Origin of the sequence: Leifsonia sp. 22587 (genome assembly GCF_052044215.1) — a bacterium.
In the GTDB taxonomy this organism is placed as follows: domain Bacteria; phylum Actinomycetota; class Actinomycetes; order Actinomycetales; family Microbacteriaceae; genus Leifsonia; species Leifsonia shinshuensis_C.
The window spans coordinates 650,327-672,934 of the sequence record NZ_JBQENB010000003.1 but is presented as its reverse complement, the minus strand read 5'-3'; the positions used below and the strand labels follow the sequence as shown (position 1 = coordinate 672,934).

Sequence of the window (22,608 nt, the reverse complement as noted above, 5' to 3'; positions counted from 1 at the left end):
GCAATAGCATTCCGCCCCGGCTGATCGGAGACCCGATGACCGACACCTTCTCCATCCCGACCGTGGACGGCACGATCGTCAGCGCGGAAGCCTGGCTCAGCGACCTCGAGGTGGAGACCGTCCGCACCGATGCGATGCAGTCGTTCCTCAAGCAGGAGACGATCTTCGTCCGGCTCCGCACGGCCGACGGGATCGAGGGGCTGGGCTACAGCTACACGATCGGCACCGGCGGCCGCGCCGTCCTCAGCCTGCTCCGCGAGACGCTGCTGCCCGCGCTCGTCGGACTGGATGCGAACCGGCCGGAGCACGTCTGGCGCGCCCTCCACTCGACGACCCGCGCCACGACGGTCGGCGTGATCACGTCACTCGCGCTCGCGGCCGTCGACACCGCCGTCTGGGACGCGCGCTGCCGCGCGGCGGGGCTGCCGCTCTGGGTCGCGGCGGGCGGCGCGGAGCCCTCCATCCCCCTCTACGACACCGAGGGAGGCTGGCTCCACTTCGACACCGACGAGCTGGTCGCCCAGGCCCTCGAATCCCAGCGGCGCGGCCTCGGCGGGGTGAAGGTCAAGGTCGGCAAGCCGCGGGCGCGCGAGGACTTCGAGCGGCTGGCGGCGGTCCGCGAGGCCGTCGGCGACACGATGGACATCATGGTGGACGCCAACCAGTCGATGACCGCGGCCGAGGCCATCCGTCGCGCCGCGCTGTTCGAGCAGCTCGACATCTTCTGGTTCGAGGAGCCGCTGCCGGCCGACGACATCGCCGGGCATCGCCGCCTGGCGGCCAGCACGCGCGTACCGGTCGCGGTCGGCGAGTCGATGTACTCGGTCGGACAGTTCCGCGAGTACCTGCAGTCGCAGGCGGCGTCGATCGTGCAGGTCGACGTGGCACGCATCGGCGGCATCACGCCGTGGCTGAAGGTCGCGCACCTGGCCGAGGCGTTCAACGTCGCCGTCGCCCCGCACTTCCTGATGGAGCTGCACGTCTCGCTGTGCTGCGCCGTCCCGAACGCGCTCTACCTGGAGCACATCCCGCAGCTGCGCGCCGTCACCCGGTCGGAGCTGGTCGTGGAGGCGGGACGCGCGCTCGCCCCGTCCACCCCCGGGCTCGGGATCGAGTGGGACCTCGACGCCGTCGACGACCTCCGGGTCGCGTGAGCGCCTGCAGGCCGACCTAGGATGTGCGCATGACCATCCACTCCGGGGAGCGCTTCCTGCCCGCACGGCGGGCGCTGGCCGACGACGTCTACGACGCCGTGCTCGGCCTCCTGATGGACCAGGTCATCGAGCCGGGCAGCCGGGCCAGCATCGACGGGATCGCCCGTCAGCTGAACGTCTCCCCCACCCCGGTCCGCGAGGCGCTCGCGCGGCTCGAGTCGGAAGGCCTCGTGGTCAAGCAGGCGCTGAAGGGCTACACGGCAGCGGCGCTGCTCGACGAGGCCGGCCTGCGGCATCTCTTCGAGATGCGGCGGCTGCTGGAGCCGTACGCGACACGGCGCGCGGCGACCGAGCTCGACGGCGGGACGCTCGACCGGCTGGGAGAGGTCTGCGACGCGATGCAGCGCAGCGGCCGGGCGACGCAGAGCGGCGACGACCGGTTCGAGGACTACAAGGAGTTCGCGGAGCAGGACGCGGAGTTCCACCGGCTGATCGCCGAGCACTCCGGCAACGCCCTGCTGGGGGATGCGATCGCTCGGCTCCGGGCGCACACCCACCAGTACCGGATCTACTTCCGTCACGGCGTCGTCGACGAGACCTCCGAAGAGCACCTGGCGGTGCTGGAGGCACTGCGGGCGAACGACGCCGATCGGGCCGAGCGGGCGATGCGGGACCACATCGACCGGTCGTATGCGCGCATCTCGGCCAGCCTCTCGGAGAACGCCGGCTGAAGCCACGGCGCCCGGGAGGCGGCATCCCCTTCTCGCTCGTCCAGCGATCCTATAGGATATAGCCGACATGAGCCAAGGAAGGCCTCCGATGAGCACCGTTACCGCATTCGACACCGTCGACGTCCGCTTCGAGACATCCGCCCTGCTGGACGGGTCCGACGCCATGAATCCCGACCCCGACTACTCCGCCGCCTACCTCCGGCTGCGCACGGACGCCGCCGATGGGCACGAGGGCCATGCATTCGTCTTCACGATCGGCCGCGGAAACGACGTCCAGGTGGCGGCGATAGAGGCGGTCGCCGAGCGCGTCGTCGGGCGCGACCTGGAGGCGGACCTCGCCGACCTGGGAGGCTTCTGGCGAGAGCTCGTCCACGACTCGCAGCTGCGCTGGCTCGGCCCGGAGAAGGGCGTCATGCACATGGCGATCGGCGCGGTGGTCAACGCGTACTGGGACCTCAAGGCCAAGCGCGCCGGTCTGCCGCTCTGGCAGCTCCTCACGCGGATGACGCCGGAGGAGCTGGTCGCGCTCGTCGACTTCCGCTATCTCACCGACGCCCTCACCCCGGAAGAGGCGCTCGACATCCTCCGCGCCGCCGAGCCCGGGCGCGCCGCTCGCGAGGCGGAACTGCTCGCCTCCGGCTACCCCGGTTACACGACCACGCCCGGCTGGCTGGGGTACTCGGACGACAAGCTGCGCCGGCTCGCGCGGGAGGCGGTGGACGACGGCTTCGCCCAGATCAAGCTGAAGGTCGGCGACCGGCTGGAAGACGACCTCCGCCGCCTGGCCATCGCCCGCGACGAGGTCGGCCCCGGCATCCGGATCGCCGTCGACGCGAACCAGCGCTGGGACCGCGACCAGGCGGTGGAATGGATCCGCGCGCTCGAGCCGTTCGACCTCGCCTGGGTGGAGGAGCCGACCAGCCCGGACGACATCCTGGCGCACGCGGCCATCGCCGACGCGGTCGCTCCGGTGCCGATCGCGACCGGGGAGCACGGGATGAACCGCGTGCTGTTCAAACAGCTGCTGCAGGCGCGCGCTGCCTCCATCGTCCAGATCGACGCGACGCGGGTCGCCGGGGTGAACGAGAACGTCGCCATCCTGCTCCTCGCCGCCAAGTTCGGCGTCCGGGTCTGCCCGCACGCCGGCGGGGTGGGCCTGTGCGAGGCCGTGCAGCACTTCTCGATGTTCGACTTCGTGGCCGTCTCCGGCTCGATGGACGGCCGCATGATCGAGTACACGACGCATCTGCACGAGCACATGGTCGCGCCGGCCGTGGTCGAGGGCGGACGCTACCGGGCGCCGCTCTCACCCGGCAACGGCATGGAGATGCGGGCCGAGTCGCTGCGGGACCACCGGGTGACCTCGTGGTGACCCGGCAGGCGCCGCGTCCGGCCGAGCTGCTGGAGTTGATGCAGTTCCGGAAGCCGGAGCTGAACCTGAAGAAGCGGCGGCTGGAGTCGGCGCTGACCATCGAGGACCTGGCCAGGATCGCTCGTCGCCGCACACCTCGTGCGGCGTTCGACTACACGGAGGGTGCCGCCGAGGGGGAGCTGTCGTTGGCGCGGGCGCGGCAGGCGTTCCAGGATGTGGAGTTCCACCCGTCGATCCTGCGGGACGTGTCCACGGTGGACACGTCGTGTGAGATCTGGGGTGGGCCGTCGGCGTTGCCGTTCGGGATCGCACCGACCGGGTTCACGAGGTTGATGCAGACCGAGGGGGAGGCCGCCGGAGCCGGCGCTGCCGGTGCGGCGGGCATCCCGTTCACCCTGTCCACGTTGGGCACGACGTCGATCGAGAACGTGAAGGCGGCGAACCCGCACGGGCGCAACTGGTTCCAGCTGTATGTGATGCGGCAACGCGAGATCTCCTACGGTTTGGTGGAGCGGGCGGCCGCGGCCGGGTTCGACACCCTGTTCTTCACGGTGGACACGCCGATCGCGGGGGCGCGGTTGCGGGATAAGCGCAACGGGTTCTCCATCCCACCCCAGCTCACCCTCGGCACCATCATCAACGCCATCCCGCGCCCGTGGTGGTGGTACGACTTCCTCACCACCCCGAAACTCGAGTTCGCCTCCCTGTCCTCCACCGGCGGCACCGTCGGCGACCTGCTGAACGCCGCCATGGACCCGTCCATCAACTACGACGACCTGAAGATCATCCGGGAGATGTGGCCCGGGAAGCTCGTCATTAAGGGCGTGCAGAACGTCGACGACGCCCGCACCCTGGTGGATCACGGGGTGGACGGGATCGTGCTCTCCAACCACGGCGGACGGCAACTCGACCGCGCCCCCATCCCCTTCCACCTCCTCCCGTCCGTGGTGCGCGAGGTCGGCCATCACACCGAGGTCGCGATCGACACCGGCATCATGAACGGCGCCGACATCATCGCCGCCTACGCGTTGGGCGCGAAGTTCACCCTGATCGGCCGCGCCTACCTCTACGGGCTGATGGCCGGCGGCCGCGCGGGCGTCGACCGCACCATCCAGATCCTCACCGACCAGCTCATCCGCACCATGAAACTCCTCCAGGTCAACTCCCTCGCCGAACTCGGCCCCCAGCATGTGACGCAACTCACCCGGCTGCAGCCCCTCCGCCGCGACCCCGAGCCCGTCCGGCAGGACACCGACGCCTGACCGGGCAGACATTCGTGCCGAATGCGGCCTCTCGGCACACGAAGGCCCACATTCGTGCCGAATGTCGCCCCGCCCGACCCCCTCCACGGCGAGCGTGGCTTCACGATTTGTGCCAAATCGCGGTTATGAGCGCGCGATAACCACGATTTGTGCCAAATCGCGGCGCCGCGCGACGGTCCGTGCCGACCCCGAGTCCGTCCGCGAGGTCCGCGAGGTCCCCGAAGTCCGCTAGGCCGCCGGACGCGAAAGAACCCGGGCCGAGCTCCTGACGGAGGCTCGGCCCGGGTTCTTTCTTCAGCCGGTCAGTTCTTGGACTTGTCGTACGCCGTCTGCAGCGTGCTCAGGTAGTCCTTCAGGCCGAGGCCGTCGAAGCCCTTCACGTACGCGTCCCAATCGGTGTCGAGGTTCTTCGACCCGGTGATGAAGGCCAGGGCGTTCTGGGTCACGTAGTTGTCGATGTTCGTCTGCTCCGTGGCGACCTGGGTGGCCTTGGACGGGTCCGGCCACACCCGCCATGACGGGTACACCTGGTCCTTCGGCTCGTGCCCCTTGTACAGCAGGGTCGCGTCGAACAGCCGTCGCTCGTAGCCCGAGGGGTCGTAGAGGTCGGTCGGCACCGCCTGCGACCCGCGGAACGCCTCGTTCTGGTTGTAGGTCGACAGCGCGCCCCACTGCACGGCGTTGGCCGCATCCCGGTCGAGCTGCAGGTTGACGAACGCCGCCTTCTCGTTCGGGTCGAGGGCCTTGTCGTCGGCGCCGGCCTTGGCCCAGCCCTTGCCCTCCGGACCGAAGTTGCCGTCGAGCTGGCCCTTCTCCGTGAAGAGGTAGTTCACCATCTTGATCGCGGCGACCTGGTCGTTCTTGGACGCCTTGTTCGTCAGCAGGAAGGTGGCTCCGGGGGTGCTTCCGAAGGCGTACGTCGCGTAGTCCGCGCCGTCCGGGCCGGTCAGGGGCGGCACCGCGTCGTACTGCTTGTCACGGCCGTCCTTGGCGCCCGGGCTGACGAAGATGTACGGGTGCAGCGAGCTCGCGCTTCCCAGCAGCACGGGACCTTCGTTGTTGCCCTCCTGGGCGAGCGCCGCAGGGTTCTGCGTGAAGGCGCCCTTGTCGATGAGGCCAGCGTCCCACAGCGACTTGATGTACTTCAGTCCCTCGCGCCAGCCGTCCTTGTTCGCCTGGATGTCGACCTTGCCCTTGTTGAGGACCGTCGTCGACTGGATGCCCTTGTCGGGGTTCTGCGGGTCGTAGATGAAGGCGTTCATGAAGTACGGGATCAGCGTGTCGTGCGAGTCGCCGCTCAGCGGGATCTCGTCCTTCTTGCCGTTGCCGTTCGGGTCGCCGTTCTTGAAGGCCTCGAGGACCTTCGTCATGTCGTCCGTCGTCTTCGGCATCTGAAGGCCCAGCTTCTTCAGCCACTCGGTGTTGATCCAGAGCTTCGACGGGTACTGGATGTGCAGCGTCTCGGCGAGCTGCGGCAGCCCGTAGATCTTGCCGTCCGGCGAGGTCGCCATCGCCTTGTAGTCCGGGTTGCTGTCGAGCACCTTCTGGATGTCCGGCGCATACTGCTTGATCAGGTCGTTCAGTGGAACGGCGACGCCCTGCTTCGCGAGCTTCTCGACATCCACCTGGTTGAACTGGTCCACCCACGGGATGAGCAGGAACGCGTCCGGGTAGTCGCCGCTCGCCATGAGGATCTGGCGCTTCTCGGGCGCCACCGACGAGTCCTGCGTGGTGGTCTGCCAGTTGAACTTGATGTTGAACTTCTTGGCCACCTCCTTGGTGAAGGCGTTGGTGGCGAGGTCCTGCCCGGTCCCCTGCTGCGCGAAGACGCTGAGGTTCGCGGTGCCGCCGATCTTGTCGTCCGCGCCGTTGCCCTGCGAGGGCGTGCAGGCCGAGAGCGCGAGCAGCGCCGCACCGCTCACCGCGACGGCGAGCGTCGCCGAGCGCCGGCGCCGGCGGGCGCGGCTGTCCGTGATGGAAAACATGGTTCGTTCCTCCTTTGGAACTGGGATTGCGTGACGGGTGTGCAGTGGTGGGTTCGGGGAGGGGTGTGATCGCGTCGGCCGGGCTCAGCCCTTGACCGATCCGATGAGCACCCCTTTGCTGAAGTACCGGGCGACGAACGGGTAGATGATGAGCACCGGCACGCTCGTGATGACGATGAGCGAGTACTTGAGCAGGTTGACGAGTTCCTGGTTCTGAGCCTGAGCCGCCAGGTCGTTGGTGCCGCCGTTCGTCGCGTTGAGCACGAGGATGTTGCGCAGCACCAGCTGGAGTGGGAACAGGTCGGAGCTCTTCAGGTAGAGGAGGGCGTCGAAGTAGCCGTTCCATTGACCGATCGCGTACATCAGCGCGATCACGGCGATGAGCGGCTTGGACAGCGGGAGCACCATCGTCCAGAGGAAGCGCCAGTCGCTCGCGCCGTCGAGCTCCGCCGCTTCGACCAGCTCGTCCGGGATCGCGGAGCGGAAGAAGGTCCGCGCGATGATCACCTGCCAGACGGCGACGGCCTGCGGGAGCAGCAGCGCCCAGCGGGTGTCGAGCATCCCCAGGTTCTGCACGACCATGTAGGTCGGGATGAGGCCGCCGCTGAACAGCATCGTGAACAGCAGGAGCGACATGATCACGTTGCGGCCCATGAAGGTCCGCCGGGACAGCGGCCAGGCGATGCACACGGTCAGGGTCGTGCTGATCAGCGTCCCCGCGACCATGTAGAAGAGGGAGTTCGCATACCCCAGGAGCACCTGCGGGTCGGAGAGGACCGTCTGGTAGCCCTTCAGCGTGAAGTCGACCGGCCAGAGGAACACCTCCCCCGCCGTGACGGCGTGCGGGGACGAGAACGAACTCGCGAGGATGTAGAGGAGCGGCAGGATGACGAACAGCGCTCCGAGCGTCAGCCCGAGGTAGATCAGGACGAGCAGGGCGCGGTCCGCGGGCGACTCGCGGATGCGGCGCGGCTTCTTCGTGCGCGGCTTCCGGTTCGCGTTCGCACGCGTCGTCCTGCTGTCGGCCAGGCGGTCGAGGGTCACCACAGTCCGCTCCCACTCACTCGGCGTGCGACCCAGTTGACGACGAGGAGCAGCACGAGGTTGATCACGGAGTTGAAGAGGCCGACGGCGGTCGCCGTCCCGAAGTCGGCGTTGAGGATGCCCAGCTTGTAGACGTAGGTCGCGATGATCTCGGACTGGCCAAGGTTCAGCGGGTTCTGCAGGAGGAACGCCTTCTCGAACCCGATCGCCATGATGTTGCCGACGCTCAGGATCAGCACGATCATCGCCGTGGGCATGATGCCGGGGATGTCGACGTGCCAGATCTTGCGGAGCCGGGAGGCACCATCCACCCTCGCCGCCTCGTAGAGCGACGGGTCGATGCCGGAGAGTGCCGCCATGTAGATGACCGCGGAGTAGCCGGCCGTCTGCCAGACGTCGGACCACACGTACACGTGCCGGAAGTAGTCGGGGTCGCCGAGGAAGTCGGGCGACGGGACGCCGAAGAAGCCGAACACCTCGCTGAGGATGCCGAGCCGCGGAGCCATGATGAGGATCAGCATCGACACCACGACGACCGTCGAGATGAAGTACGGAGCGTACGTGATCATCTGCACGGTCTTCTGGAACCAGCGGTGGCGCACCTCGTTGAGCGCCAGTGCCAGGATGAGCGGGATGGGGAAGCTCGCCAGCACCGCGTAGCCGGACAGGATGAGCGTGTTCGAGAGAAGCGTCGGGAACTGCGGGTTCTGCAGGAAGAGTTCGAAGTTGGTCCAGCCGGTCCACGGGCTGCCCCACACCCCGAGGACGGGGCTGTAGTCCTTGAAGGCGATGATCGCGTTCGAGATCGGGACGTACTTGAAGATCACGAAGTACGCGAGCGGGAGGATGGTCAGCAGGTAGAGCTGCCAGTGCCGCCGCAGCGCGATCTTCCAGCGCTGGCCGAGGCTCCTCTTGCGTCTCGTTGTGGTCGTCGCACCTCGCGTGACGGTCGACCGGGGCTGTCCCGCCGGTGCGGCCACGGGGGGTGCGCTGGATACGGGCGGTGCGCTCGTCACGCGACGCGCCTCTCGTTGGTACTGCTCACCTTCGTCATCGAAGACTCCACTAGATCCATCCGGCCGATCCGGATTGAGTTACAGCAAAACGTATTTTTTTGCCGTTGTCAATAATTTATGGCGAGCGCCGCGGACGCCTCGAAAATCGACCCCTGACAATTAGGCCACGGCATCAAAGAATCTCCGCCGTGCACTAACCTCGATATGTGCGAGACGACAGCGTCCGGGCCGGGCGGAGTGCCATCACGGCGCGCCGGCCTGCGCTCGGCACGGCGAAGTCCGCAGAGATCTTCACCCGCATCATCACCCACGGCCCCGTCAGCAGACTGGACATCGGGCGCATGACAGGGCTGTCGCAGGCGAAGGTCACGAAGACGGTCAGCCCGCTCATCGAGAGCGGGTACGTCCAGGTGGGCGAGCATGCCGAGCACTCGGTCCCCGGTCGGCCGGTGCGGCCGCTCAGTGCGGTGCCGAGTTCGATGATCGCCATCGGGGTCAAGGTCAATGAGGGCGAGCTTTTCGCCGTCTCCGTCGATCTCCGCAATGACGTGCTGGGCTCGACGCACCGCGTACTGGCAAGCCACGACCCCGAGTCGGTGACGGACGCGATCGTCGCTTCGGTCGACGCGCTGATCGCACAGCTCGGCGCCGACGCAGCGAATCTCGTCGGCGTCGGAGTCTCCGTGTCCGGCGACATCGACACGAGCACGGGCACCGTCCGCCATTCGCCCTTGCTCGACTGGTCCCAGGTGCCGCTGGGAGACCGGCTCGAGTCGCTGCTCGGCCTCCCGGTCACCGTGGAGAACGACGTCCGCGCGCTGGCCAAGGCGGAGCACTGGTTCGGGGTGGGCAGAGACGCGACCTCGTTCGCGATCGTCACCATCGGCGCGGGCATCGGCTGCGGCATCTACGTCAACGGCGACGTCGTGACCGGGTCCCACGGTGTGGCCGGCGAGATCGGGCACCTTCCCCTCGCGTCCTCGGACGCGATCTGCGTGTGCGGCAGACGGGGATGCGTCGAGGCTGTCGCCTCCTCGCATGCCATCCTCGAGGCGGTCCGGCGCGGGCATGGTGACTCCGGCCTCGAAATGACGGACGCGATCCGGCTTGCCCATGAGGGCGACCAGAGCGCCGTGGAGGCGTTCGAGCGTGCGGGGACGGCGGTCGGCGACGCACTGGCCGCCACGGTGAACCTGTTCGGGCCGGAAGTCGTTCTCATCGCCGGCGAGGGCGTCATGGATTACGACCTGTACGAGCGCCGGTTCCGCGAGGAGTTCCAAGCGCACGCGTTCGGCGCAGCCGCGAACTGCCGTCTCGTCGTCCGGCGGCATACCTTCTACGACTGGGCTCGCGGCGCCGCCGTCGCCATGCTTCGCGAAGCCATAGCGAACTCGCCTCTCGACCGAGCAGACGTGGACACCTAGGCCGAGACGGGACCGCTCCACAGCCACCGCAAAGGGTCGGGAAGAAGCACCCCACCGTGATTCGGGCTGTGGCCTCCGTCACCGACGACGAGCCGGAAGTCGTATCCGGCCCGGGCCAGCGCTGAAGCCGTCTCGAGGTTCTCTGCGAACCAGTTGTCCTCGGCGTGGTCCCAGTTGAGGTCTCGGTGCGCCGCGTGAATGAACACGCGGAGGTTCCGTGGTGGTTCGTCGGCGAGCAGTGTCGGGTAGGGGTTTCCTTGCGGCATCTGCGCGAAGCTCCCATTGAACGTGATCGCTCGCCCGATCGCATCCGGCCGGTTCCATGCTGCAGTGAACGCCGCGTTCCCGCCGCTGCTCCCACCGCAGACGCCCCGCATCGACGGCTTTTCGGAGATCCGGTGCCGCGAGCGGACGAGCGGGAGAACCTCGTCGATGAGGGAGTTCGCGTACCGGCTGTCGGCAGCGTCGTACTCGACGTTGCGGTTCTTGATCGCCTGCCCGCCTTCTTCGCTGACGCCCGGGTCGATGAACACACCGATGAGCGGCGGGATCGCACGCGTGGCGGCCAGGCGATCGAGCACTGTGCCGCCGCGGACGTCGCCGTCCGGGTCGAGGTACCACCAGCCGTCGTTGAAGAACATCACCCCGGCTTCGACGTCGGCAGGCAGGGCGACGGGTCGGTGAATCCAGATGGTCCTCGTCGTCCCCGGGTAGATGGCGCTGTCCGTCAGGCGGATTTCCTCGATGCGGCCCGCCGGCACGGCGGGGTCGGGGACCGAATCCGGGCCGTATTCGTAGACGACGTCGGTTTGATCCACGGGGACGGCTTGGAAGGGAATCGTCGTCGACACACCACGACCCTAGCGGCGGGGCTCGACCCGCCCCGTACCGAGGAGGTGGTTGCTGAAGTCACGGATGTCAGCCGTTTCTTCGAAGGTGCGAGCGAGACGCTTTGCTGCTTCGTAGTCCGAGGCGGACACTTCTGCAGTGGTCTCGAGGGCGAGTCCCGCCGGCCCCTCGAGCCCGATCACCCGCACATCCGCGAGTCCGGCTGCTGACAGCTCTTCGTGCAACTCGTGAGGGGTGTGGAAATGCCCTGCGGGGAAACGCAGCGATGGAACCGGCGTGCCGTGCCGGAGCAGGTTCAGCCAGGCGTCCGGTGCTTCGTCCAGCAACGCCGGGTCCAGAGCCGCCGCCGCGAACGCAGTGAGCCGAGGTATCGCCGCAGCATGCACGAATCCGCCCAGCCGACTCACACGGCGCGCTTCCTGCAAAGCGAGCAATCGATCTTCTCGGGAGGCGAGATGGTAGAGGGGCCCCGCCATGAGTACCGCGTCGAAGGTGCCGTCCGGGAAGTCGAGCTGACGCGCATCACCGACGGCGGCCCGAAAGGTGCCCACCCGCTGAGCCGCTGCGACGTGACTCTCGACGGGGTCGACCAGCACCACCTCGTATCCGTCGGCGGCCAGAGCGGCTGCATGAACGCCGGTCGCGCCGCCCACGTCCAGGATGCGAGCGGGCGTGGGTGTTGCGGTGCGTACGATCTCCTGGGTCCGTTCGAACTCGAGGCGTCCTTGCGCTGAGCGGCTCGTGAGCCGCGCATCCTCATCGAAGACCCGGCCGTAGAACGCTTGGATGGCATCGTCGATCCGCTGCTGGTTCACACGTCACCCCTTCTGTGGAAACGGTCGCTGCGTGCCGTCAGACTGAGGCAGCCGCACGGATCCCTCGTTCGGGATCTTAGGCTGTCCATCATGGGTCTCCTCGCCGCGCTCGCACGGGTGAGCGCAGCGCACCCGTGGTCGCATAACGACGCCTACGCTCGGTTCGTTCTGCGGCATGCCCGAGCGGTCCAGCGTCGCGGCGGTACGGCGGCGCTGGATGTGGGTTGCGGGACGGGAAACCTGCTGGCTCGACTGTCCGCGGTGTTCCCTTCGGCGGTGGGCTTGGAGCCGGATGGAGGTACCGCGGCGGTCGCCGCTGAGCGCTTCAGCGACGTGCTCAACGTCCGCATCGAGCAGCGCCGGTTCGGCGATGAACCGGTACAGGCGTACGACGTGATCGTGTTCGCCGCCTCGCTCCACCACATGCCCCTACGTGAAGCGCTCGACACAGCACGGGCGTCGCTCAGATCCGGCGGCCGTCTGGTCATCATCGGAGTGGCGAAAGAGACGAGGGCAGATGCCCTGCGCTCCTGGATCTCGGTGCTCCTCAACCCGATCATCGGTCTGTTTCGCCACCCGCATCGAGCGCACGAGATGCCCCGGCACATGCGGTCCCCGACAGCCGAGGCGAGCCAGTCGTTCACGGAGATCCGCGCAGTCGCCGCCGCGCTACTTCCCGGCATCCGGATGCGGCAGCGGCTGTTCTGGCGGTACACCGCGGTCTGGGTCAAGCGCCCGGGACTGTAGCGGCGCTCAGCTTCTGGGAAGCCCTCGAAGCCCTCGAAGCCCGATCACTGCTGCGATCGGCTTGAGGACGATGATCTCACCGAAGCGGTAGTCAGCCCCGCGGCGCAGTCGCGCGGCGAGGTCCGGGCGCAACTGCCACAGGTACGCTCGACCCTTCTCGGCATGCAGCGAGTTGGAGACGATCTTGATCGAGTCGGCGCCTTCGAGAAACGGAATCGCGTTGGTGATGTTCTCCCACGTGGTGAGGCTCTCCGTATCGAGTACGAAGGCGTCGGTGTAGCCCCTTTGACATGCGTAGTCATACATGAGCGTCGCCTCAGCGGTGTCGCCCGCAACCGGTCCGCCGCAGAGAACGAGAAGCCGGTCACGAGCGCGATCGTCGAACGACCGGAGGCCGGCGCGAACCCGGTACCGGTTGACGTAGTTCGCGCGCGGTCCCCGATTCCTGTACCCGAGCACCACAACCGCTTCACGGTTGGGGACAGCCCCCACGACCGAATTCAGTCTGCGTCTGGATGCCCGCGCATGCACCACCTCTGACCACACGACGATCGCTATAGCGCTCGACATCAGGAGCGTCGCTTTCACCGTTGTTCTCATCGTCGATCGCCTTGCAGCGCTTCGGCGAAGACCTCGAGGTTCGTGCTCAAGACGTCCCGGCAGCTGCCGGCCCACTCGACGGCGGCGCGTGCGTGCTGACGACGCTGGTCGCTGAGCCGCTCATCGACGGCGTTCGCTCCCTCGATTCGGATGATCGCGTCCTGGCACCGGAAGACCGCCTCGATCAGGGCGTCGGCTCGCATCTGCGGGTCGTAGCCGTCTGCGAGCAGCCGCAGTCGTCGCGCTTGGTCGGCAACAGGCACGTTCCCCGTGGCGTAGATGCACCAGGTCCATCCCGCATAACCGACGTCCTCCATCGGGTCACCGGGATGGACGCTGTCCCAGTCGATCAGCGCCACCGGCATCCCCGCCGACATGACCACATTGAACGGACCGGGGTCACCGTGGACCAGGCACTCGGCGCCGGACGCGAGCGGGATGCCGCGGCTGAACTCGTGAAGTTCGCGCAGGATCCCTCCGATGGCCGCGTAGCAGCGCTCGTCGCGCTGTGAGGGGTGATCGGTGGTCGCCCCGGGAATGTAGGAGAAGGTGTCGCGGCCTTCCTCGTCGATGCCGAGATAGGCGGGCGCCCACACGAAACCGGCCTCATTCAACGCACGAAGGACTTCGCTCGCAAACGCCGAACGACGGTCACGCGGTCGTCGAACGGTTCGGCCTGCTCTTACGACGCCCTCGGTCGTATTGCCCCCGGCCAGCAACTCTTCCATCAGCCCCCATCCTCGCGACGAGCATACGGCCCGGCACAGGGATGCTGCCCCGCGGCCTCACTCGGGGAAGACGCGAGCCCAGTCGTCCCTCACGTTCACCACCGTGAAGCCGTTCGCGGCGGCGCCTGCGAGCGCTTCCTCGGCGCCCTTGTCGTAGGGGAGGTCGCCGCGGCCCGTGTCGTCGTCGTGATGAATCAGCAGACTCAGGCTCAGGGGGTGCTTCTGCACGTACTGGAGCATCGGCACGTCCCCGTCGGAGTTGCCGACCGCGACGAGCGGACGCCTGCCGATCCGGCTCCAGATCCGCACCGGCTTCTGCGGTCCGTCGTCGAGGAAGCCGAACGTCGAGCTGTAACGCACCTCGCCGTCTTCGTAGACGAGGCCGACGGCGGACCCCACGACGCGTTCGGGCGGGATGCCGTAGTTCGCGACGGTCATCGGTCGCATGAAATCCCGGTCGCCGCCGGACACGATGTAGCAGGTGAATCCGTTGGCCTCCAGGTACCTCAACAGCTCGACCATCGGCTGGTAGTAGACCACGCTGCTGTAGGGCCGGCCCAACGTCAGATGCTGGGCCTCCCTGAAGAACGCGTCGACCGCGTCCTCGTACACCTCGACGCTCATCCCGGCCGTCAGCTTCAGAAGAGCGCCGATGACCACCTGGAGGTCGGCGTCATCGCGGGCGTAGTGCTTCTCGATGGCGGCGCCGAGCCACGAGAAGTCCCCTGCGACGACCGAACGGTACGGCTCACTCTCGGCCAGCGACGGATCGGCGCGGGCCGCTGCCGCCCACTGTTGCACGATGAAATGCAGCTGCGTCGGCATCGGCTTCTCGGTCCACAGGGTTCCGTCGTTGTCGAACACGGCCACGCGCGCTTCGACGGGGACGGCGTGGCGGCCGTCGCCCGCAATGGACCCGACGAAGTCGACGATGGTCTGCCTGGTCACGCCGTCCCTCCACGAGGGGAGGGGGGTCGATGGGGATCGGCTGTACCCGGACATCCACGCTCCGTTCGTTGCGCACGACTCGTCACGTTCCTAGCGCCTGCGTGGCATCGGCGGCTAGGGACGACGTGGCGGATCGGATCATGCCGAGTGCGCAGGTGGCAAGGCACCTGTCAGGAGTCCGCGGGCACCTGCTTGCGCTCCAGGCCGTGCACCAGCAGCGACTTGACCGCCGTCGCGCCCGTGGCGAATTCGGCCGGGTCGGAGCTGCGGGAGATGCTCAGGCGCATGCCGTCGATCAGGTAGCGCAGCAATCGCATCGCCAGGTCTGGGTCGGCGAACTCCCTCTCGATCGCGGGACGCAGCGCCTCCAGGACACGATCGTTGCGCCTCACGTACCAGTCGTGGGCCGGGTGCCGGGGGTCCAGTGCCTCCACCTCGAGGGCGTCGAACATCTGCTGATCGTCGGAGCGTTGCGCATAGTACGCGACGGCAGCGTCGACCAGTTCCTCCACGGAGCGCCCACCCGCATCGGAGACGCCGATCGCGGCCATATCCGTCTCGTCCCGGTGCTCGAGCACCGCCTCGAGCAGATCCTCCATGGTCGGGAAGTGGTGGATCAGGCCGGGCGCGCTCATCCCGCACTCCCGGGCGACCTCCCGCAGGCTCAGGTCGCGGTAGCCGCGGCGCACGATGAGGGCCTGGACCGTCTCGACGATCTCCCTCCTGCGGGCCTCAACACTCAGCCGACGAGCCACGAGATCCTTCCGTCCTCAGGTTTGCATTCCCACGATCGTATCCTCTATAGTCCCTCTATCTTACACGCGTAAGATATAACCGAGAGGACGTTCAATGACGAACCCCGCCATCGCCGCACAGGCCGAGCTGCTCGCCGGCGACGCCAGACCACGGCGCCAGAAGCTGACCGGTCCGATCCGGCGCCTGGTCGGCTTCATCCTGCCCGTGTACGTCGGCGTGTACCTGGTCATCGGCGCGGTGCCCAGCCTGCTGCTGCCCTTGCAGGTGCAGGGCATCGACGAGACGCACAAGGCGGCGAACCTCGCGATCATCACCGGTGTCGGCGCCTTCGTGGCCATGATCGCCAGCCCGATCGCCGGGCTCGTCTCAGACCGCACACGCAGCCGCTTCGGGCGGCGCACGCCCTACCTGGTGTTCGGCTCCCTTGCGACCGGGCTCGCCCTGATCGGCATGGGATTCGCCAACGGGGTCGTTCAGCTGGTCATCGCCTGGAGCATCGTCCAGCTCACGCTGAACTTCGTCATCAGCCCGCTGACCGCCCTGATGCCCGACCGGGTGCCCTCGCCGGTCCGCGGCCTCTTCTCGACGCTTCTCGGCCTCGGGACGATGGTCGGAATCATCGCCGGGCAGGTCGCCGGTGCGGCGTTCGCGAAGAACATCCAGGCGGGGTACTTCATCCTGCCCGGCGTCATGCTCGTGGTCATCACCCTTTTCGTCATCCTCTGCCCGGACAAGTCCTCCCGCGACCAGGTGAATGAGCCGTTCTCGCTCGGCGTCTTCCTCCGGACGTTCTGGGTGAGCCCGCGCAAGCACCCCGACTTCTTCTGGGGCTTCCTCGGTCGGCTGCTGCTGTTCACCGGCTACTTCGCGGTGAGCGGCTACCAGCTGTACGTGCTGCAGGACTACATCCACCTCGGCTCGAAGGCGGCAGGAGTCGTGCCCCTTCTCGGCGTCGTCAACCTGGTCGGTGTCGTGGTGACGATGAGCTTCTCGGGGCCGCTCTCCGACAAGCTCGGCCGGCGCAAGATCTTCGTGATCGTCGCCTCCTGCGTGATGGGCGCTGCCATGCTCATCCCGCTGTTCTCCCCCACCCTCATCGGCATGATCGCATTCACGCTGCTCGTCAGCTTCGGCTTCGGCACCTACATGTCGGTCGACGGCGCTCTGATGTCCGACGTACTGCCGTCCGCCGACTCCTACGCGAAGGACCTCGGCGTGCTCAACATCGCCGCCACCCTCCCGCAGACGATCGGACCGTTCGTGAGCGGCGCGGTCGTGGTCGTCGCCGGTTACGCCGCACTGTTCCCCGTCGGCCTGGTGCTCGCGGTTCTCGGTGCCCTCGCGATCTTCCCCATCAAGTCCGTCCGTTAGCAGATCGGCCCATCGTGTTCCCCCTCATCCCCCTGCCCCGGCACCTCCACGCCCGCTCCGGCTCGTTCCCGTTGCACCCCGGTGACACGGTCGCCGCTCCCCCCGAGCTCGTGCGGGTCGCCGCACTCTTCGTGCGTGATCTCGTGACGGACGGAGGCCCCGCACTGACGGTCGCCCTCACCCCCGCCCCGAGCGCCGTCCAGCTCGACCTCTCCGACGACGCCCTCCAACCGCTGCCGCCCGCCGCGGGTGTCCGTGCCGACGGCCTCGACCAGGCGGACGAGCGCTACGGGCTGGAGATCGGTGCCGACGGCATCCGGGTGTGGGGGCCGACAGCGGAGGGGGTCCACCGTGGACTGACGACGCTCCGGCAGCTGATCGCCTTCGCGACCAGCGACGACGAGACGTGGCAGGTCGCCGCCGCCGAGATCTCGGATGCGCCCCGGTTCGCATGGCGCGGGCTGTCACTGGATGTGGCGCGATGCTTCCATCCGGCCGACACGGTGCGCCGGGTCATCGACATGTGCTCCCTCCACAAGATCAACGTGCTCCACCTGCACCTCACCGACGACCAGGGCTGGCGCTTCAGCGTCCCCGGGTGGCCGGCCTTGACCGCCGAGTCGGAGCACTACACCGTCGAGGAACTCGACGACCTCGTCGCGTACGCCGCCGCGCGATTCGTGACGCTGGTGCCCGAGGCGGACATGCCCGGGCACGTCTCGGCGGTCTTCGCCGCCTATCCGGAGTTGCGCACGACGCCCCCGCAGATCGAGTCGGCCGCGGTTCCGATCGGGACGCTCGACCCCGACCACGAACCCACCTGGCGATTCATCGACGACGTCGTGCGGGAGCTGGCTGCACGATTCCCGACGAGCGCCTACCTCCACATCGGCGGGGATGAGGCGTTCGGGATGGCCGACGAGGCTCACGCCCGCTTCGTCGATCGCGCCGCGGCCATCGTCAAGCAGCACGGGCGGCGCGTGGTCGGCTGGCAGGAGATCTCGCGGGCCGGCATCGGCGCGGGCGACATCGCGCAGTTCTGGATCGACCTCGGGGACATGGAGCAGCAGCTCAGCTCCGACGCCGTCGCCGCCATGATGCCCCCGGAGTTCCTCCCGGTTCTCACGGAGATGCTCGCCAAGGCCGAGGGCGACACGGACACCGCGCTCGCCAAGGGTGCTCGTGTGCTCGCCTCGCCGGCCAGCCGCGCCTACTTCGATCGACCGCATGCGGCCCCGTCCAGCGACCCCGAGCAGGAGGAACGCCGCGGCCGGGTGGGCCTGCCGGTGTACCCGGCGGCCACTCTCCGGCAGTACGTCGAGTGGGATCCGGTCGACCAGACACCCGGCGCCCGCGATGACAGCGACCTCGCCGGAGTCGAAGCCGCGCTGTGGTGCGAGACCGTCACCGGACGGGACGACCTGGAGTTCCTTCTGTTGCCGCGGCTGTCGGGGACAGCGGAAGTAGCCTGGGCGGCTCGGGCCACGACCGTGTGGGGCGACTACGCTCGGCGCCTGGCCGGACAGTCGTCGATCTGGGCCGCCCGCGACTGGAGCTGGTTCCGTTCCGCCGAGGTGGAATGGCGGCAGGTCGATCTGCCGGTGCGGGTGCGCGCATGATCCGGGTCGGGCTCGACATCGGCGGAACCAAGATCGACGCGGTCGCCGTCGATGATCACGGTCGCATCGCTGCACGGACGCGCATGAACAGCGGCTTCGGCCCGGTGGGGGTGGTGAACAGCGCGGAGTCCGCCGTCCTCCGCCTGAGCCGGCTCACCCACACCGCCGCGCGCGACTTCCGCAGCATCGGGATCGGCATACCGGGGATGATCGACAGGAGTTCCGGTCGCGTGGAGTTCGCCGTGAACCTCGGGATCGAGAAGGTCGAGCTCGGCCGAGACCTGGCCCGGCGCCTCCACGCGGACGTCTTCGTGGAGAACGACGTCCGTGCTGCCGCACTCGGCGCGAGCCATCTTCTCCAGCCGGAGGGAACGACGGCCTACGTCAACGTGGGCAGCGGCCTGGCTGCGGCGATCGTCTCGGACGGCCGGCTGTGGACGGGCGCGAGCGGAATCGCCAGCGAGATCGGGCACCTGCCGATCGACCCCGCTGGAGTGCTCTGCGGCTGCGGCCAGCGCGGCTGCCTCGAGACGGTCGCGAGCGGGTTCGGGGTCGCGCGGCAGTGGCACAGCGGTGATCCGTTGCCCGTGCGCTCGCTCTTCGAGGCATCGGATGCGGGCGACAGCGACGCCGCCCGCATCCGCTCGAGCCTCGCCGAGGGGATCGCGTCCGCCGTTCGCACCCTCGTTCTGACGGTCGACGCCGGGACGGTCCTGTTGGGAGGGGGCGTCAGCCGGATCGGGGAACGCCTGCTCACCGACGTGCGCGAAGTGCTTCTCACGTGGTCCGACCAAGCGCCCTTCCTCAGGAGCCTGAGCCTTCACCGACGCGTACGGCTGGTGGAAGAGGACCTGCCGATCGCAGCGGTCGGCGCCGCGCTCATCGCATCACCGCGGGAGCCATCCGCCGAGCTGCGGCCCTCGCTCGCGCCGCTGGGCTGACACTCGCGCGGCGGAGAGCGTCGGTCCGCGCTGCGGAGTTGCATCGCGCGGCAGCCCCGACTTTAATCTGCGTATGCACGCAGATAAGCCGATATGCGGACGCCTTCCCGACAGCCAGTACGTCGAACTCGCCGTGGAGGTGTTCGCGATGCTCGCCGATGCGACCCGGGTGCGCATCGTGCTGGCGCTGCGGGATGCGGGCGAGCTGTCGGTGAACCACCTCGCGGACATCCTCGACAAGCAGCCCGCGGCCGTGTCTCAGCATCTGGCGAAGCTGCGGCTGGCGCGGATCGTCGCCACGCGGCAGGACGGCCAGCGGGTCTTCTACCGGCTCGAGAACGAGCACGCGAGCCGTCTGGTGAGCGACGCGATCTTCCAGGCTGAGCACTCCCTGGGCGGCACGCCGCGGCACCACCACGCGGCGGCTGGTGTGGACGAAGAGGCGACCGCGTGACCCACGAGGCGCACACGCACGACGGTCACGGACATCCACACGACCACGACCACGACCACTTGCACGACCACGGGCACCCGCACGACCACGATCACGGCCACCACCCAACCGGCTTCAAGGGCTTCCTCTACGGCCTCTTCGTCCCGCATTCGCACGACGCCGCCGACGCGATCGATGACGCGATGGAGGCGAGCACCGAGGGCGTGCGGGCGCTGAAGATCAGCCTCTTCGTGCTGCTCGGGACGACCCTGCTGCAGGCGGTGATCGTCGCCTTCAGCGGTTCGGTCGCGCTGCTCGCCGACACGGTTCACAACTTCTCGGACGCGCTGACCGCCGTACCGCTCTGGATCGCCTTCGTCCTCGGGCGCCGGGCCGCCTCCCGCCGGTACACCTACGGGTACGGACGCGCCGAGGACCTCTCCGGGCTGTTCATCATCGCCGTCGTCGCGCTGTCCGCCGTCGTCGCGGCCTGGCAGTCGATCGACCGGCTCTTCCACCCGCACCCGCTGGAGAACCTGGGCTGGGTGATCGTCGCCGGCCTGATCGGATTCGCCGGCAACGAGGCGGTCGCGATCTACCGCATCCGCGTCGGGCAGCGCATCGGGTCCGCGGCACTCGTCGCCGACGGCGTCCATGCGCGGATCGACGGCTTCACCTCGCTGGCGGTCGTCCTCGGCGCGCTCGGCGTCATGCTCGGCTTCCCTCTGGCCGACCCGATCGTCGGCCTGCTCATCTCCGCCGCGATCATCGTGCTGCTCTGGGGAACCGTCCGCAGCATCGGCCGACGGCTGCTCGACGGCATCGAACCTCACCTGGTCGACCAGCTGGAGCACGCACTGGCCGAGACGAGCGGAGTCGTCGCGGTGCCGCGCGTGCAGCTGCGCTGGATCGGTCACCGGCTGCACGGGAGCGCCTGGCTTGTCGTCGACACCCCGAACCTGACGGACGCCCACGGCATCGCCGAGGCCGCTCGGCAGCATGCGACGACGCATCTCCGCAACCTGGACGACCTCCAGCTCGAACTGGTGCCCGCGAGCATCGACCCGGCGCGATGACGGACACCCGGCTGGCCGACGACGCCCGGCTCCGGCTGACCCGGTTCGGCATCGGCCTGGAGGCATTCACCCTCGCCTGGAACGTCGTCGGGGTGATCGTGCTCGCCGTCCTCGCCTACCGGAGCGCCTCGGTCGCGCTGCTCGGCTTCGGGCTGGACAGCCTGATCGAGGTCTTCGCCAGCGTCGTCGTGATCTGGGAGCTGACCGCTGCCGGCGAGCGTCGCCAGCGGCGCGCGCTGCGGCTGATCGGCGTGGCGTTCCTCCTGCTGGCCGCGTACCTCCTCGTCCAGGCGGTCGTCGCACTGATCGCCGGCCATCACGCCGCGCCCGCCCCCGGCGGCGTCGGCTGGACGACTGTGACCGCGCTGGTGATGTTCGCGCTCGCCTTCGGCAAAGCCCGCACCGGCCGCCGGCTCGGCAACCCGGTGCTGACCACGGAGGGCCGCGTGACGCTGGTGGATGGCATCCTCGCCACCGCGGTCCTGCTGGGTATCGCCCTCGACGCACTCCTCGGCTGGTGGTGGGCGGATCCCGTGGCCGGCCTCGTGATCGTCGCCTACGCCGTGCGCGAGGCCGTCCACATCTTCCGGGAGTGACCGTGGCCGAATGGATGTGGACCGTCGTCGGAGTGCTCATCGGCCTGGCCGTCATCTGGATCGCCCTCGTGGCCGTCCTGCTCGTCCAGCAGCGGCGGGCGGGGCGAGACGTGGACTGGCGTGCCGTCCTGCGGCTGGTGCCCGACGTGATCCGGTTGATCCGGCGCCTCGCGACAGACCCGTCCGTGCCGCGCGGCACCCGCTGGTGGCTGTACGGGCTGCTCGCCTACCTGATCCTCCCGATCGACCTCATCCCCGACTTCCTGCCCGGCATCGGCTACGCCGACGACGCGATCATCACCGTCCTCGCCCTGCGCTTCGCCGCCAAGCACGCCGGCTTCGAGGCGCTCGAACGCAACTGGCCGGGGACGCCCGACGGACTCTCGAGCCTCGTGACGCTCGCGCGCATCCCGCGGTCCGTGCGGCACACTGGGGGACGGGAGGAGACGCCATGAGACGCATCGGCCTGCTCGGCGGGATGAGCTGGGAGAGCACCGCACTCTACTACTCGCTGCTCAACGAAGGGATCCGCGAGCGGCTCGGCGGCCTGCACTCCGTCGACCTCGTACTGGTGTCGGTGGACTTCGCCGAGATCGAGCGGCTCCAGACCGCCGGCGAATGGGACCGCGCCGGTGAGATCCTGGCCGCTGAGGCGCAGCGGCTCGAGAGCGCCGGAGCGGAGTGCGTCGTGCTCTGCACGAACACCATGCACAAGGTCGCCGACCGGGTCTGCCGCGATCTGCGCATCCCGCTGCTGCACCTAGGGGATGTGACCGCCGCAGCCGCACTCGACGCCGGGATGCGCACGGTCGCGCTGCTCGGCACCCGCTTCACGATGCAGGAATCGTTCTACCGCGACCGCCTCGAGGCGGCCGGACTGCGCGTCCTCGTTCCGGACCCCGACGCCCAGGCGGCGCTCAACGAGATCATCTACGGCGAACTCGTGCTCGGGATCGTCCGCGAGGAGTCGCGCGCGGTCTACCGCAGCGCCATCGCGGAGCTCGTCGCCCGCGGCGCGGAGGGCGTCATCCTCGGCTGCACCGAGATCGAGCTGCTCGTGCGTCCCGAGGATTCACCGGTGCCGACCCTCCCGACCACCGCACTGCACGCGGCAGCCGCGATCGACTTCGCCCTGGCGTAA

23 protein-coding genes are annotated in these 22,608 nt (G+C 68.4%); 14 read left to right on the top strand and 9 right to left on the bottom strand.

Annotation, left to right across the window (positions count from 1 at the left end; all coding sequences use genetic code 11):
• The first annotated feature begins 35 nt into the window (after positions 1-35).
• The 4 genes from ACTJI1_RS15445 (at position 36) to ACTJI1_RS15430 (ending at position 4,519) form a co-directional block, all read left to right on the top strand.
• Positions 36-1,154, top strand: a complete 1,119-nt coding sequence (locus ACTJI1_RS15445; protein WP_440743339.1) for a mandelate racemase/muconate lactonizing enzyme family protein — start codon at positions 36-38, stop codon at positions 1,152-1,154.
• A 29-nt stretch (positions 1,155-1,183) separates the two neighbouring features.
• A complete protein-coding gene (locus ACTJI1_RS15440; RefSeq protein ID WP_440743338.1) occupies positions 1,184-1,885 on the top strand; it encodes a GntR family transcriptional regulator in 702 nt (233 codons plus the stop codon).
• 88 nt (positions 1,886-1,973) lie between these two features.
• Positions 1,974-3,257, top strand: a complete 1,284-nt coding sequence (locus tag ACTJI1_RS15435; protein WP_440743337.1) for an enolase C-terminal domain-like protein — start codon at positions 1,974-1,976, stop codon at positions 3,255-3,257.
• Complete coding sequence (locus ACTJI1_RS15430; RefSeq protein ID WP_440743336.1) at positions 3,251-4,519, top strand: alpha-hydroxy acid oxidase; 1,269 nt, start codon at positions 3,251-3,253, stop codon at positions 4,517-4,519. The genes ACTJI1_RS15435 and ACTJI1_RS15430 overlap by 7 nt, the downstream gene beginning before the upstream one ends.
• A gap of 302 nt (positions 4,520-4,821) precedes the next feature.
• Here the strand turns inward: ACTJI1_RS15430 and ACTJI1_RS15425 are convergent, their stop codons facing one another.
• The 3 genes from ACTJI1_RS15425 to ACTJI1_RS15415 all read right to left on the bottom strand — a co-directional run bounded on the left by ACTJI1_RS15425 (position 4,822) and on the right by ACTJI1_RS15415 (position 8,564).
• Positions 4,822-6,504 (bottom strand): ABC transporter substrate-binding protein, encoded by a 1,683-nt coding sequence (locus ACTJI1_RS15425; protein WP_440743335.1) that lies wholly within the window; start codon positions 6,502-6,504, stop codon positions 4,822-4,824.
• An 84-nt stretch (positions 6,505-6,588) separates the two neighbouring features.
• Positions 6,589-7,551 (bottom strand): carbohydrate ABC transporter permease, encoded by a 963-nt coding sequence (locus tag ACTJI1_RS15420; RefSeq protein ID WP_440743334.1) that lies wholly within the window; start codon positions 7,549-7,551, stop codon positions 6,589-6,591.
• A complete protein-coding gene (locus ACTJI1_RS15415; RefSeq protein ID WP_310131947.1) occupies positions 7,545-8,564 on the bottom strand; it encodes an ABC transporter permease in 1,020 nt (339 codons plus the stop codon). Before ACTJI1_RS15415 ends, ACTJI1_RS15420 begins: the two co-directional genes overlap by 7 nt.
• Positions 8,565-8,770: 206 nt before the next feature.
• On the opposite strand from ACTJI1_RS15415, the gene ACTJI1_RS15410 reads away from it, so the two are divergent.
• Positions 8,771-9,988 carry an ROK family protein gene (locus tag ACTJI1_RS15410; RefSeq protein ID WP_440743333.1) on the top strand — a complete coding sequence of 406 codons (1,218 nt, stop codon included), beginning with the start codon at positions 8,771-8,773 and terminating at the stop codon, positions 9,986-9,988.
• Here ACTJI1_RS15410 and ACTJI1_RS15405 read toward each other — a convergent pair.
• Positions 9,985-10,839, bottom strand: a complete 855-nt coding sequence (locus tag ACTJI1_RS15405; RefSeq protein ID WP_440743332.1) for an alpha/beta hydrolase — start codon at positions 10,837-10,839, stop codon at positions 9,985-9,987. The genes ACTJI1_RS15410 and ACTJI1_RS15405 overlap by 4 nt on opposite strands.
• 9 nt (positions 10,840-10,848) lie before the next feature.
• Positions 10,849-11,652 carry a class I SAM-dependent methyltransferase gene (locus ACTJI1_RS15400; RefSeq protein ID WP_440743331.1) on the bottom strand — a complete coding sequence of 268 codons (804 nt, stop codon included), beginning with the start codon at positions 11,650-11,652 and terminating at the stop codon, positions 10,849-10,851.
• Positions 11,653-11,742: 90 nt separating this feature from the next.
• On the opposite strand from ACTJI1_RS15400, the gene ACTJI1_RS15395 reads away from it, so the two are divergent.
• Positions 11,743-12,399, top strand: a complete 657-nt coding sequence (locus ACTJI1_RS15395) for a class I SAM-dependent methyltransferase (RefSeq protein WP_440743330.1) — start codon at positions 11,743-11,745, stop codon at positions 12,397-12,399.
• Positions 12,400-12,405: 6 nt separating this feature from the next.
• Here ACTJI1_RS15395 and ACTJI1_RS15390 read toward each other — a convergent pair whose 3' ends face one another.
• The 4 genes from ACTJI1_RS15390 to ACTJI1_RS15375 all read right to left on the bottom strand — a co-directional run bounded on the left by ACTJI1_RS15390 (position 12,406) and on the right by ACTJI1_RS15375 (position 15,430).
• Positions 12,406-12,999: a YdcF family protein gene (locus tag ACTJI1_RS15390; protein WP_440743329.1), complete on the bottom strand. Its 594-nt coding sequence runs from the start codon at positions 12,997-12,999 to the stop codon at positions 12,406-12,408.
• A complete protein-coding gene (locus tag ACTJI1_RS15385) occupies positions 12,996-13,727 on the bottom strand; it encodes an aminoglycoside phosphotransferase family protein (RefSeq protein ID WP_440743328.1) in 732 nt (243 codons plus the stop codon). Before ACTJI1_RS15385 ends, ACTJI1_RS15390 begins: the two co-directional genes overlap by 4 nt.
• Positions 13,728-13,784: 57 nt before the next feature.
• Positions 13,785-14,675, bottom strand: coding sequence for an HAD family hydrolase (locus ACTJI1_RS15380; RefSeq protein WP_440743327.1), 891 nt, complete (start codon positions 14,673-14,675; stop codon positions 13,785-13,787).
• 170 nt (positions 14,676-14,845) lie between these two features.
• Positions 14,846-15,430 (bottom strand): TetR/AcrR family transcriptional regulator, encoded by a 585-nt coding sequence (locus tag ACTJI1_RS15375; RefSeq protein ID WP_440743326.1) that lies wholly within the window; start codon positions 15,428-15,430, stop codon positions 14,846-14,848.
• Positions 15,431-15,524: 94 nt separating this feature from the next.
• On the opposite strand from ACTJI1_RS15375, the gene ACTJI1_RS15370 reads away from it, so the two are divergent.
• The 8 genes from ACTJI1_RS15370 (at position 15,525) to ACTJI1_RS15335 (ending at position 22,608) form a co-directional block, all read left to right on the top strand.
• Positions 15,525-16,802: an MFS transporter gene (locus tag ACTJI1_RS15370; RefSeq protein ID WP_440743325.1), complete on the top strand. Its 1,278-nt coding sequence runs from the start codon at positions 15,525-15,527 to the stop codon at positions 16,800-16,802.
• 14 nt (positions 16,803-16,816) lie between these two features.
• Positions 16,817-18,421 carry a beta-N-acetylhexosaminidase gene (locus ACTJI1_RS15365; RefSeq protein WP_440743324.1) on the top strand — a complete coding sequence of 535 codons (1,605 nt, stop codon included), beginning with the start codon at positions 16,817-16,819 and terminating at the stop codon, positions 18,419-18,421.
• Complete coding sequence (locus ACTJI1_RS15360; RefSeq protein ID WP_440743323.1) at positions 18,418-19,362, top strand: ROK family protein; 945 nt, start codon at positions 18,418-18,420, stop codon at positions 19,360-19,362. Before ACTJI1_RS15365 ends, ACTJI1_RS15360 begins: the two co-directional genes overlap by 4 nt.
• Before the next feature lie 73 nt (positions 19,363-19,435).
• Positions 19,436-19,816: an ArsR/SmtB family transcription factor gene (locus ACTJI1_RS15355; RefSeq protein WP_310131961.1), complete on the top strand. Its 381-nt coding sequence runs from the start codon at positions 19,436-19,438 to the stop codon at positions 19,814-19,816.
• A complete protein-coding gene (locus ACTJI1_RS15350; RefSeq protein WP_440743322.1) occupies positions 19,813-20,871 on the top strand; it encodes a cation diffusion facilitator family transporter in 1,059 nt (352 codons plus the stop codon). The genes ACTJI1_RS15355 and ACTJI1_RS15350 overlap by 4 nt, the downstream gene beginning before the upstream one ends.
• Positions 20,868-21,467: a cation transporter gene (locus ACTJI1_RS15345; protein ID WP_440743321.1), complete on the top strand. Its 600-nt coding sequence runs from the start codon at positions 20,868-20,870 to the stop codon at positions 21,465-21,467. Before ACTJI1_RS15350 ends, ACTJI1_RS15345 begins: the two co-directional genes overlap by 4 nt.
• Positions 21,464-21,922, top strand: a complete 459-nt coding sequence (locus ACTJI1_RS15340; protein WP_440743320.1) for a YkvA family protein — start codon at positions 21,464-21,466, stop codon at positions 21,920-21,922. Before ACTJI1_RS15345 ends, ACTJI1_RS15340 begins: the two co-directional genes overlap by 4 nt.
• Positions 21,919-22,608, top strand: coding sequence for an aspartate/glutamate racemase family protein (locus ACTJI1_RS15335; protein ID WP_440743319.1), 690 nt, complete (start codon positions 21,919-21,921; stop codon positions 22,606-22,608). The genes ACTJI1_RS15340 and ACTJI1_RS15335 overlap by 4 nt, the downstream gene beginning before the upstream one ends.

Coding starts and splice junctions, on each gene's coding strand:
- ACTJI1_RS15445 (WP_440743339.1), top strand. CDS start 36: ATGACCGACACCTTCTCCATCCCGACCGTGGACGGCACGATCGTCAGC.
- ACTJI1_RS15440 (WP_440743338.1), top strand. CDS start 1,184: ATGACCATCCACTCCGGGGAGCGCTTCCTGCCCGCACGGCGGGCGCTG.
- ACTJI1_RS15435 (WP_440743337.1), top strand. CDS start 1,974: ATGAGCACCGTTACCGCATTCGACACCGTCGACGTCCGCTTCGAGACA.
- ACTJI1_RS15425 (WP_440743335.1), bottom strand. CDS start 6,504: ATGTTTTCCATCACGGACAGCCGCGCCCGCCGGCGCCGGCGCTCGGCG.
- ACTJI1_RS15395 (WP_440743330.1), top strand. CDS start 11,743: ATGGGTCTCCTCGCCGCGCTCGCACGGGTGAGCGCAGCGCACCCGTGG.
- ACTJI1_RS15390 (WP_440743329.1), bottom strand. CDS start 12,999: ATGAGAACAACGGTGAAAGCGACGCTCCTGATGTCGAGCGCTATAGCG.
- ACTJI1_RS15385 (WP_440743328.1), bottom strand. CDS start 13,727: ATGGAAGAGTTGCTGGCCGGGGGCAATACGACCGAGGGCGTCGTAAGA.
- ACTJI1_RS15370 (WP_440743325.1), top strand. CDS start 15,525: ATGACGAACCCCGCCATCGCCGCACAGGCCGAGCTGCTCGCCGGCGAC.
- ACTJI1_RS15360 (WP_440743323.1), top strand. CDS start 18,418: ATGATCCGGGTCGGGCTCGACATCGGCGGAACCAAGATCGACGCGGTC.
- ACTJI1_RS15355 (WP_310131961.1), top strand. CDS start 19,436: ATGCACGCAGATAAGCCGATATGCGGACGCCTTCCCGACAGCCAGTAC.
- ACTJI1_RS15345 (WP_440743321.1), top strand. CDS start 20,868: ATGACGGACACCCGGCTGGCCGACGACGCCCGGCTCCGGCTGACCCGG.
- ACTJI1_RS15335 (WP_440743319.1), top strand. CDS start 21,919: ATGAGACGCATCGGCCTGCTCGGCGGGATGAGCTGGGAGAGCACCGCA.